This window comes from Olivibacter ginsenosidimutans (genome assembly GCF_039542865.1).
In the GTDB taxonomy this organism is placed as follows: domain Bacteria; phylum Bacteroidota; class Bacteroidia; order Sphingobacteriales; family Sphingobacteriaceae; genus Olivibacter; species Olivibacter ginsenosidimutans.
Genome location: NZ_BAABIQ010000044.1, coordinates 567,448 through 579,696 on the forward strand (window position 1 = coordinate 567,448; position 12,249 = coordinate 579,696).

The 12,249-nt window shown below is 40.9% G+C and carries 7 protein-coding genes; 2 read left to right on the forward strand and 5 right to left on the reverse strand.

Annotation, left to right across the window (positions count from 1 at the left end):
• Positions 1-64 precede the first annotated feature (64 nt).
• From ABD930_RS21770 to ABD930_RS21790, 5 genes are all read right to left on the reverse strand, one after another.
• Positions 65-2,086 (reverse strand): RagB/SusD family nutrient uptake outer membrane protein, encoded by a 2,022-nt coding sequence (locus ABD930_RS21770; RefSeq protein ID WP_345235413.1) that lies wholly within the window; start codon positions 2,084-2,086, stop codon positions 65-67.
• Positions 2,087-2,107: 21 nt separating this feature from the next.
• Positions 2,108-5,614, reverse strand: a complete 3,507-nt coding sequence (locus tag ABD930_RS21775) for a SusC/RagA family TonB-linked outer membrane protein (RefSeq protein WP_345235415.1) — start codon at positions 5,612-5,614, stop codon at positions 2,108-2,110.
• 282 nt (positions 5,615-5,896) lie between these two features.
• Positions 5,897-7,102, reverse strand: a complete 1,206-nt coding sequence (locus ABD930_RS21780; RefSeq protein ID WP_345235418.1) for a FecR family protein — start codon at positions 7,100-7,102, stop codon at positions 5,897-5,899.
• Between the two features lie 151 nt (positions 7,103-7,253).
• Positions 7,254-7,826, reverse strand: coding sequence for an RNA polymerase sigma-70 factor (locus tag ABD930_RS21785; RefSeq protein WP_345235420.1), 573 nt, complete (start codon positions 7,824-7,826; stop codon positions 7,254-7,256).
• Positions 7,827-8,184: 358 nt separating this feature from the next.
• Positions 8,185-9,330, reverse strand: a complete 1,146-nt coding sequence (locus ABD930_RS21790; RefSeq protein WP_345235422.1) for a DNA alkylation repair protein — start codon at positions 9,328-9,330, stop codon at positions 8,185-8,187.
• A gap of 1,136 nt (positions 9,331-10,466) precedes the next feature.
• On the opposite strand from ABD930_RS21790, the gene ABD930_RS21795 reads away from it, so the two are divergent.
• Positions 10,467-10,772 carry a helix-turn-helix transcriptional regulator gene (locus ABD930_RS21795; RefSeq protein ID WP_165319329.1) on the forward strand — a complete coding sequence of 102 codons (306 nt, stop codon included), beginning with the start codon at positions 10,467-10,469 and terminating at the stop codon, positions 10,770-10,772.
• On the forward strand, positions 10,762-12,009 hold the full coding sequence (locus ABD930_RS21800) for a type II toxin-antitoxin system HipA family toxin (protein ID WP_345235427.1): 1,248 nt from the start codon (positions 10,762-10,764) through the stop codon (positions 12,007-12,009). The genes ABD930_RS21795 and ABD930_RS21800 overlap by 11 nt, the downstream gene beginning before the upstream one ends.
• Positions 12,010-12,249 lie beyond the last annotated feature (240 nt).

The following is a 12,249-nucleotide window of genomic DNA, read 5'->3' on the forward strand; positions in this document are numbered from 1 at the left end:
CGTAGTAGAGACATTGTTTATGAAATCTCTCCACTACAGTCGAGATAACGCCTGGTTTAGACACTTACTCTGCCGTTGCCATTTCGTCTGCTACAGCATCTTCCCAGTTATCCCATTTAGGTGTACCAGGGTCATAGCCGTCGTATCCATAATTTTGACTCAATTCTCCTTTATTGTTCGCACTAATAGCAGCATAAGGGATAGGCCAATACATATTCTTTTTATCCATGGTATAATTCGGGTTGCTATTACCAGTAGCATCGATTTTTATTGGCCCTTTGTTATACATACTGTAGTGTTCAATACGTTGATACCAGTAACTTCCACCGCTAGGACCCGTTCCGCTTTGTTTGTCAAAATTGTCTAAATTATACACATTGCCCCATTCATCGGGTTTCCCGCTACGTGCCAAACACAACGACACTCTTTTCAACTCCACATTGCGCCACTCTTCCCAATATAATTCCCGGGCACGTTCGTTCATAATATCACCGATGGTCACAGTGCCTTGATATAATTGGCTGCATTTTGCGCGTTGTCTCACCGCATTCAAATCATCTTTAATGGTACCGTCACCCGGATTTAGGTAATATTTAGCTTCCGCGCGAAGGAGATAAGCCTCTGCCAAGCGATAGAGGTACCAATCAGCATTACCACCATTAGTAGCTCCTCTAAGGCCATCGGAACCACTAATATTGGCTTCATTTACCGGATCATCCAGAAAGAATTTGTAGTGCGGTACATCAAACCAACGACGGACGGTATCGCTACACAATAACGCCCCATTGTCTGGATTATAAAGCGTAATAGGTTTTCCAAATTCTGAAGAAGCCTTATTATTTACGCGGTAATCTTCCATGCGTACCCAGTTACCCACTGTGGAACTATGGCGTAAGTCGCCTTCGTCCATAACACCATTTACGCGCCACATCGCATGTGTTTGAAAATAGGTAGGACGAAAAGTAGCAATACCTCGTCCGAATGCACGCATATAATCGTAGTTAGGATTATAATCGCTTTGATCACGCCTAATGTTCAGCAATGCTTGCTTACCATCCTTTGTTTGTAACCTACTATCAAAAGCAAAAGGATATAAGATACGCATGGTCAGCATTTGAACGAATGATTCAGCATCTGCACCGCGATTGGGCATACCCATGATGGTCTCATGATTGGCAGCAATCAATTTATTCTCTGGGCGATGTAAGTCCCAAATCACATTACGGGTAATAGGCCAAGTTTGCGGTTCACCACCATCGTTAAACGTACCGAAATTGTCTTGCATCAGGGAATAACCCGACTGGTTAATCAAGATATCGGTTTGCTCTTTTGCCTTTTCATACTCACCTATAGCTAAATAACATTTCGCCAATAACATACGGCAAGCTCCCTTATTGATTAAGCCTGTCAAACTCATATCTTTTTGATCGGGCACCCATTGCACCGCAAATTCCATATCCTTAGTAAGCATCTGTAGAATAGCATCACGCTTAGTACTGCGATAGTTCTGTTTTGGTGCATCAATAATGGTCGTCACTAACGGTACATCGCCGAATTCAAAAACCAAGGCCATATAGCGGAAAGCACGATGAAAATAAGCCCTACCCTTATATGCATTCTTTACAGCGTCGTCCAATCCTTCTACTTGATCCACATATTTAATAATGGTGTTGGCATAACTAATGCCTTTGTAGGTCTCCTCCCAAAGATACCAGATGCTGTTTGTCCGGTCGAGATTAATCAAGGTGGAATTATCACTGGTAGGTGTGAGCATATTGGCTACATCGCAAAGCATGTTCCGTTTGTCCGTCGCGCTGGCAACCATCAGTTCGGAAAAGGTATATTCCGTTCCTAGAATAAGCATTTCGTTGTGGTCGGTTGCCCAATATCCTTTGAGATGGCGATCACATATGGCCATGGCGGACATCAAGCCCGCCTCGGTATTAAAGGTTTCATTAGGCTCATAGAAGGATAGCGGATCGGGTTGTAAAAAATCTTTTGAACAGCTGCTAAACAGCAGGATACTTCCCATAAAAACGGCAAGATATTTATATAAATGTTTCAATTTTTGGCTTATCTGCTTCATAATATCTGTCAATTAAATTGGTTAAAAAGTTAAGTTTAATCCCAAGGTATAAACACGGGTAGCGAATCCGCCACCACTTTGACCAACTGCAGGGTCGGTTTCGGGATCACCATACTCCCAGTCTTTCGCCCAGGTAGCCACATTGCGCACGGTGCCGTAAACTTTAACGCGATTTAAATTCCACTTCGAGGTCCATTTGTTTGGTAAATTATAGCCTACTGAAATATTATCGAGACGAATAAAGGAACGGTCATACAATTTTTGTGCACCAGCCGCCCCGGTAGGTCCTTTTGCTTCAATACGTCCGTACTCATTTGTAGGATTTTCTGGTGTCCAATATTCCTTTGCAGGTAGGTTGGCCATGGCATAAGCCATACGTCCACCATCGTCATCATTATTGAGGTAGTCGCCAAATAAGCTTTTATGCCCCATATACGAGTAGATGTTAAACGAGATATTCAGGTCTTTCCATAAGATAAACTCGTTGCGCAGTGACCAACGAACAGGTGGATCGGTTTGTCCCAAAAATTCTTTGTCCTTGTCATTATAAGTATGTGTGACAGAACCATCTGCATTGACCACATCGTCGGCCGTATAGTTGTTCGCTACTTTAGGATCCCCTGGTAACTGCCCGTATTTGGCCGCTTCTTCCGCTTCGTTGGCTTGCCAAATGCCTGTCACACGGTAGTCCCAAATGGCGCCAATGGGTTTTCCGATAAACCAACCATTGCTTAAATCGTCCATTTCTTTCGTACCGACGACATTTCCGGCGGCATCTAAAACATTCTCATACTCATAGTAAAGGTGCGTTATTTTGTTCTTGTTATAGGAAAAACCAACAGTGGTTGACCATTCTAAAAAGTTATTTCGAATATTCAACGTATTTAAGGATAATTCAATCCCATTATTATTCACCTGCCCCAAATTGGTCGTAATGTTATCAAATCCAGTGAAGCCAGGAAGACGCTGATTCATGATCATATCGTGTGTTTGCATGCTGTAATATTCCAAACTTCCAGATATGCGATCATTTAGGAACCCAAAGTCCAGTCCGAAATTCCATGACGCCGTTTTTTCCCACTGTAAATTAGGATTAGCTAACCTGTTAACCAACAAATATCGATATAATTCCAACTCTCCTGATGGGTTGAGGTAACCTTGCATTTTACCGGCACCTTCGTAAAGATTAGCAAGGGCCAAGTAGGGATTGTCTAGTGATCGGTTACCATTTTTTCCGTAGGATACCCGCAACTTACCATTACTCATGATATCAGTCCATTTGAAGAACTTTTCATTAGTAAAGGTCCATGCCACAGCTACCGATGGAAAAGTAGCATATGGATTGGAGGTACCAAAGGCCGAATAACCATCCCGACGGATAGAGGTGGTGAGCATATACCGGTTATCATACGAATAAAATAGACGTGCCAAAAGGGCATCTGCTGTTTCGTGCGTATCGTTACTCGAATAGGTGCTATTCTCTTTGCTACCGTTCTTTGTGTTATGGAATCCCAAGGCATCCGACGGTAGGATATTACGAGCTTCAATACGGTCTGTCCAGAATTTACGTTCTTCCGCCTCCTGCACTAAAGTAAGCATCACATGATGCTTTTCATTAAACGTTTGATCCCAATTGATGGTATTGTTCAATGACCAATCTAAACCTTTGGATTGCTCACGATTTGCACCACGAGTAGCGGGATCAGAACCAGGCAGTTCTGCCGACATAAAATAACGGTCGTAGAAAAATTGATACCTGGGAGAGGCATTGAAGGAATAGGTAATGTTATAAGGTAACTTGACTTTAGCATTGAAAATACTGTTGAATACCGTATAACCTTTGTCTAGCTCTAAATATTGTTTTTGAAAATCGTAATTATAACCTCTTTGGCTATACTCTGCACTCAAAGGATACTGTATCGGATCACCAGCCTCATCAACATAATCAGCATAAGGGCTATTGCGTAACATCTGATCCGGATCGATATCAAGATTACCATCTGAACGATCCTGAAAGTTGATATTGGCACCAAGTTCAAGCCAATTGGTTATGTTGGCATTTACTTTCATGTTGCCTCGGATGGCTTGGTAACTATCACTAACTACCGCCCCCTCATTTTTTAAATAGCCCATAGACAGATAGTAGTTCACTTTCTCACTGGCGCCACTTACACTTGCATTATAGTCTTGATTAAGACCGGTACGGAATGTCTTATCTGCCCAGTCAACAGTTTTTCCTGAAAGGAGGTTTTGGAGGGCATTACCTTTGAAACCTAATCGCTGGGCCCAAATACTTAGATCAGATTCATCTTCCGTATTTGAAGTATAGGCTCGCCAATCATCTAAAGAGACTGTTGAAGGCAATTGATCGGGTCGCATAAAATAGCCGGGTTTACTCGCATATGTGCCGCTCTGATAAGCCTCATAGGCACCAGTTTCTGGATTTATCCCATAAGTATTCTTGGTGTACCAATCCTGCCGATGTTGTAAATAGGCTTCCGTACTGAAACGTTCACGGTAATTACTTCTCTGTGTAGCCCCCACATTCATGGTCATATTAATCACTGGTTTACCTTGTTTACCCTTTTTTGTTGATACAATGATTACCCCACTGGCCGCTTTCGCCCCATAGATAGCCGCTGCGGAAGCATCCTTGAGGATATCAATCTGGTCAATATCGTCAGGGTTGATTTCCGACAGTTCGCCATAAAAGATCATTCCATCGAGAATAATAAGCGGGCTGTTATGCCCACCATCAGTATAGACTGAGCGTCGTCCCCGCACCTCTATGTCGCCACCACCTTTAGCCGAAGGGCTATAGCCAACGCGCAAGCCTGGTGCACCTCGCAAGATGTCCTGCACCGTCTTTGGATTTTCATTAGCAATTTTATCTGGGCGGATTTGCATCACAGAACCCGTTAAGTCTTTTTTCTGCATGGTACCGTATCCAACTACCACTACTTCATCCAGATCACTAATTGCCGACTTTAGTGTCACATTTATTGTACTGCTTGAACCTAGTGAGACTTCTTCTTTTTCGTATCCCAATAGGCTAAAAACAAAGACAGCACTGGAAGCTGACGTTCTAATTTCAAAAATTCCCTTTTCATTGGTTTTGGCTCCAGTCGTAGTTCCCTTAACACTAACGGTTACGCCTTCTAATGGAAGTCCTTGCTCATCGATTACCCTTCCTGAAACTAAACGTTGCTGTTGAGAAGCCCCTGTTGCATAGTTCGAAGGCTTGCCCGCTATCGTAATGATTCCTTCATCCAAGGACCACGTTAACCCATGTTCATCTAGCAGAACATGCATGGCATCTGCTAAATCAACCTGTTTCAACTGGGCAGTAACGCGTATATCTGCAATTTGATCTCCTCTGAACAAAAAGGAATACCCTTGTTGTTTTTGAATTTCTTGCAACACTTCACGAAGTGTCTTGTTTTGGGCACTTAACGTAATCGTTTGCGCTTTGCCTTCTGCCACAGCTTGCAAAGAAAAGGCAATCGTTAAGAGAATCGCTAATTTCATAATAAGTAATAATCGGAATTTAACTGACCAATAAGGGTCAGTTACACGTGGTGTAAAAATCATATATTTGTCATGTTTGGTTAGTTAAACATTGGTTTTCGGCAGCTCCTTAATTACATGCCGAGTATCAAATCCAAGCAAAATCAGCAGATGATGTCGTTAGCATCATCTGTTTTTTATGGCTATATCCGATAATTGGTTTTACGTTATGTTTCCATCATTCTTACTCCTCCTTTAGTGTTTAAACATTGGTTTCCCTTATTCAGTGCATTGGTTAACTATTTATTGTTCTCCTAAAACAATCAACTGTTTCCGTTCTCCAGATTGGACAACCTTAAATTTTAGTCTACTTTTTTCGAGTGCTTTTAAAACAGCACTTAATGGTTTCTTACGATCAATATAGGCGTATACATTAGATTCTGGTAAATGCCCTTGATAAGACACATCAAGATCATACCATCGGCTTAATTGGGTGATAGCAGCGGTGGTAGGCAACCGGTTGAAATAGAAAACCCCTTCCTTCCACGCAATAAACTGGGCAACATCTACTTTAGATTTTGTAATCTGTCCATTACTTAGTGATCCTTGCTCGCCAGAAACAAGTATAATGGATTGATTAGCGCTGGCTTTGCCCAATGCCGCGGCTAATGATAAGCGAACTTTTCCATCTATCAAGGTTGTCTTTGTCTCTTGTTCGTCTGGGTAAGCTGAAATATTGAATTGTGTACCTAATACTTCTATCTCTTGGCCTTGACTAAGCACTTTGAATGGTTTTTTGCTGTCTTCCCGAATATCGAAATATACTTCACCACTAATTTTGACTACACGCTCCATGCCAGCAAAGCTGCTTGGATAGCTTATGGTAGAGGCGGCGTTGAGCCATACTTTGGAGCCATCTGGCAATGTCATCTGATAGGTTCCACCCTTTGGAGTAGATAGTTCTAATTGAGTGATTGCTTGTGGGTCTTCAACATTATTCGATAGGGTGGCGAGTGCTGAACCATCGTCATAAGTGATATGGCCGTCTCCAACGATGATCCCTGATTGTTCGGTACTTAAATCAATTTTCTGGCCGTCTGCCAGTGTAAGAAAGGCTTTGTTACCACCAGTAAGAATATCTTCTGCAGCGATTTCCTGTACTTGATGATGATTTTGTTCAAATGTATACCATAGAGCGGTAAAAGCTATTAGAAGTACAGCGGCAGCATAAGGAAGCATACGCCTGATCCGTTGATAAGTACGCGAACGTTTGTTAGCAGTCTCTTGTTGTATGATAGCGGCATCTAATCGTGCATCATCGGTTACAGATCGTCTCGGGATTGCGTACCAATCTTGGATGTCTGCCTGAAGTCGCTCTTCTTGATCAATACGGCTTAATAGCTCTCGGTTAGCTGGATCGGTGACTGCCCAAGCCATCAGCTCAGCATGTTCGGCTTCACTGATGGAGCCCTGTAGGTGCTTATAAAGTAATAGACTGATCCGTTCCATTTTTACCGTATCTTAACTCATTTTGGAGTAACAAATACTATAGATACGGACTGGACGGATATATCTTACCAAATTTTTTTATTTTTTTTTATTATGTCCTTTTTCAGCATTACTCGTCAATACAGCAATGTGTGCTGCATATCATAGCGTATTATCTTTGTCCGACAAGCCAAAGTAAAAATAAGAGGTTGTGTTTCAAAAGTTTTCGGAGAGTAGATATGGCTTTGGACTTCTGGGCGAATATCGATGATTCGGTCATACCTGTTTCTTTAGCGATTTCATTGGTAGTCTTCCCCTCAAAAAAACTTTTACGAAACACGGTTTGCTGACTAAGAGGGAGCGCATCTATGGCTTCTTCAATCTGTTGCAACAATTCAACATAGAGCATTCGGTTGTATCCTTCTGGATCTTGACCTGAAAGGTCGTTTACATCGTCAGGCAGCTCACTCATAAGCTGTGCACGATTACTGCGGATATTATCAATACATGCGTTCCGCGTGGCTATGTATAGAAAAGCCTTGATCTGCTGCTCCGTGCGGATGCGCTCGCGATTGTTCCACAGTTTGAGCATACTATCGCTCACAATTTCCTCGGCGATCCCACGATCACGTACATACGAAAGAGCGAAATACTGCAATGGCCTTGAGTAATACCTATAAACCCCATCAAACACTATTCGATCACCAACATTAAACTGATTGATATCTACTGTAAAGGGGGGCATAGTCAAAGATTCCAATATCTATTGATCAAATGTCGAAAAAATAATTGAAACCGAAAAACACGTATTAAATCACCGTAACATGTGCAGCCAATACACCTAATGTCAAAACTGTTAGTAAGGCATTAAAACAAGGTAGTGGGAAACTGCATAAATTAGCTATTTTAAATTCCCATAGATGAATTATTAATACACCCTTTTAGGAAAAAGATAAATTCTTACTACACTATTTCAGAAACCTCGTTTGAGGAATTATTAAAAATGGTATCCGTTATCAATTTAAAGAAACATGTTGCATCAGTACAGCAAGAATTTGCCGCTCGCCAGCTTTGTTTCCTCTGCTCAGGTTGTGCAGTGTTGATCATTCAATTAGTTCAAAATGATGTTTTTCAAATTCATTTCCGTTGATGATTATAGCAACTTGGTGAAGTCCGAGGTAAAATTTCCTTGTTGTTACCACGCGAAAAGAGTGTTTTCGAGTAATTTGTGCTGTAGAATTCTCGGCGTACTCTTTTTCGCTAATTTTGTAGACTTTCTTTGCCAACGTTCCATTCGCATTTTGATAGTAAACTCCGTATTCAAGTCGTATTTTGTTTTTTTTGTTGTTATTATTCAACAGGTTAAAACTAAATTCCAACGAAGTTCCGACTTTAACTTTGGGTATCGAAATTTGAAAATTCTCAATGTCGATATTTTTTACAATAGCATCAAAGCCAAACAACTCCATCACCTCCGAATTGCCTTGTTTTAAGAGTGTTCGGCAGCCGTGTTTAATAATCCAAGCTACTTCTTTCGACTCCTCTTGCTGCCATCTTTTTACTAGATCAATCACAGCTTGAGGATTATCTTTCGCCATATCATTCAAATTATTGGCAACACTCAATCGCACAAATCTTGACGGGTCGTTTTTCAGATTTTCCAAAATTGGAAGGATTGGCGCAGGATTTTTTTTCAAATTGGATAACGCCATTGCCCAAGGAAGGCGCGGACGGCACCCCTCCGATGCAAGCCGTCTTACCGCCCAATGTTCATGCTTCGACCAAATTAACATTTGTTTCAACATTTCGTCAGGATATTTTATAATAAAAGGACGAACACAAAATTCGCAAGTCGTAAACTGCGTGATTTTTTCTATTGCTTTAATAGAGGTTTCGTAATTGTCCAACCCATATTGTTCTACATAATTATCCAACACCGCTCCATACTCCAACATTAATAATCCGAAATTCTTATCGTCTATTTTTGAAAAATCAGGGAGTGTATCCTTTACGTGATCTAACAGTTCAAGTATCTTAGCAATTGCCACGTTATAATCTGCTGGTAAAAACTTTTTCAGAATTGCTGTGATGTGCTTACAGCGTTGCTTGTATTCTCTGTTTTCCCATTCGTCATCCATTATTTGGGATACAAACCCGCGAGCATCAAAATCATTGACAACAAGTTTCAAGTCTTTCGTAAATCTATCGAAAAATTGCTTGTTGTACATATTTTTAAAAGATTCTGCCATATTTTCAATTTTTATGTCTTTGTCAGTAGGTTATTTTTTGCTCAATTTCTATTCATTGATTGCAACCCAACTTACATATTCCCTCAAAGAAGAATAATCCATTACCCCAATGTACAACGTTTTCAATAATTGATTTGATACCTAATGTTGTTTTTTGTGTTAATTAGATGATAAGTTATCGTATTCTCTTTTTTGAGAGTGTTTCTTCTTCATCCGTTTGGCGAACTGTTCCTCACAGTCTTCAACCTAATCCCTTGAAAGTATTTTAAAGGTTGTGGACGAGATTATAAAAAATAAAAAAATTTAGAATGACTGGATTGATGCTATCAATATGATGTAATAAAAAACAATAGCAAATCGAAATGCCGGTAAACTTTTATAATTCGAACAAAATACTTATCTTTTACATTAGGCATTCGATGCGTTAGCATGATTAAATCATTTGGCAACAAACAGAAAGGATACACCAAGGTGAACGCGTTGCAAAACTGCCTTTGGAGATACAACGGATAGGATTAAGGAAACTGATTATGCTCGATTAGTCTCAGGACATTAAAGACTCGACAATCCCTCCTTCTAATCGGCTGGAGAAATTGAAGGTAACATGAAAGCACATCCCAGCGAAATATTAAACGAAGAGTTTTTGCTTCCCCTGAATATCACGCCATATCGTTTAGCCAAAGATACTGGTATACCTCAAACGCGCATCTTCTAAATTATAAAGGGTCACCATTATAAAGGGTCACCGCCGAATCACTGCGGATACAGCAATACGGCTAAGCGATTTTTTGGCAACTCCGTGAAATTCTAGCTCAGCATTCAGAATAATTACGATATCCGTATCGCCTTGGATGAAAAGAGAGAAGAGTTTGAGAATATTAAGCAAGTGGTGTTTACATAGTCATCCTGCTCAAACGAGCTTGGCAGTCTCCCAAAACGACAAACCCCCGACTGTTGTCGGGGCTTTAAATAGCTGGCGGGGAACGCGGGTCTCTGTTAGAACACCTTGAGGACTTTTTAATGGTAGTCAAAGAGGTTGTTAAGAATCCCGAAATTCAATATTCATTCAAAACCTTATTATTTGTTGTTTATTATCAACAAATTGTGTATATTTGGTGATATTAAACAACAATAGAATGCAATCAAAAAAACAAACATTGCTTCCGAAGTTTCAAAAGACATTGGAAAAGATGGGCGAAAATATTAAGCTGGCTCGCAAACGCCGAAACTTAACTACAATTCAGGTTGCAGAAAGAGCTGGTATTGATCGTACTACCTTATACCATATTGAAAAAGGAAATCCGAGTGTATCTCTGGGTGCCTATTTTAATGTGTTACGCGTATTGGGTCTACAAGATGATTTTCTAAAGTTGGCATCCGATGACGAGTTTGGTAGAAAACTACAAGATCTGAAACTGATAGGAAAAGATAATGGCAAATAGAACAGACATATGGGTATATGTTCATTGGAAAGGCATGGATGACGCCAAATGTATTGGTATCTTGTCCGCACAGCAAGCCAAGAGTCGAAAAGCTTTCAGTTTTTCTTATGACCAGTATTGGATTACATCACAGGAACAACTGCTCTTGGATCCTGACATTGTCTGGTATGGGGGGCCGCAATATCCAAACGGCAAAGAAAACTTTGGAATGTTTCTCGATTCGATGCCCGATACCTGGGGGCGTACACTCATGAGGCGTCGGGCAGCGATACGTTCCGCAGAAGAGGGAAAACCTGCACCAATATTATATGATATTGATTATTTATTGGGCGTTCATGACCTTAGTCGTATGGGAGCGTTACGGTTTAAGAAAGATCCGGATGGGGATTTTCTGGACAATGACCCGATTTCTCCTACTCCTCCCTGGGCAAGTGTACGAGAACTTCAACATGGCGCTACATTGATAGAAACGAGTGAGGATACCGATGAGGTAAAGAAATGGTTAGGAATGCTGATGGCCCCGGGATCTTCTTTGGGTGGGGCGAGACCAAAGGCCAACATTCTTGACAATGACGGCCATCCTTGGATTGCAAAGTTTCCCTCTGCTAATGATACGATAGATAAGGGCGCATGGGAATATCTGGCTTACAAACTGGCTATTGCTGCGGGAATCGAAATGGCCGATTGTCGTCTTGAAAAAATCGCAGGCAAGTATCATACTTTTTTTACCCGACGCTTTGACCGAGATAAAATGGAACGTATTCATTTCGCTTCTGCCATGACGATGACGGGTAAAAGCGAGGAACTGATACGAGATGAAACACCTTCCTATATGGAAATCGTTGAATTTATCCAGTTTTCGGGAACCCGTGTTACCGAAGACTTGCACCAATTATGGCGGAGGTTAGTTTTTAATATCCTTATCTCCAATACAGATGACCATCTGAGAAATCATGGTTTTATATTGACTAATGAAGGTTGGCGTTTGTCGCCCGCCTTTGATATTAATCCATCGATAGATAAAGATGGATTGGCATTGAATATTGATATGGATAACAATATGTTGGATATAGAACTTGCTAAACGTGTTGGGGTGTATTTCCGACTATCCGAGAAAGAGATGCGTAGCATTATAGAGGAAGTTAGCTCTTCGATTGCAAATTGGCAAACAGTAGCCAAGGAAATTGGGATTCCCCGAAATGAGCAGACATTAATGCGTGGTGCGTTTAAGATTTAGTTTTTGATAAGTATAAGGATATTTAAGATGGCGCATCAATACAATTTTAGTCAATTAGATCCAAGAGAGTTTGAGTTTCTATGCAGGGATTAATACAACGAAAAATATCTGACTAAACAGATACAACCGTTTTCTTTGTATCCGCCCGACCAAGTGCATATTTCCTGAGCGTTGTATAATGCAGAACTTTGCTTAATGAGCAAAGAAGAAAAGAGATCACAGATGCTATCGATGGTAGCA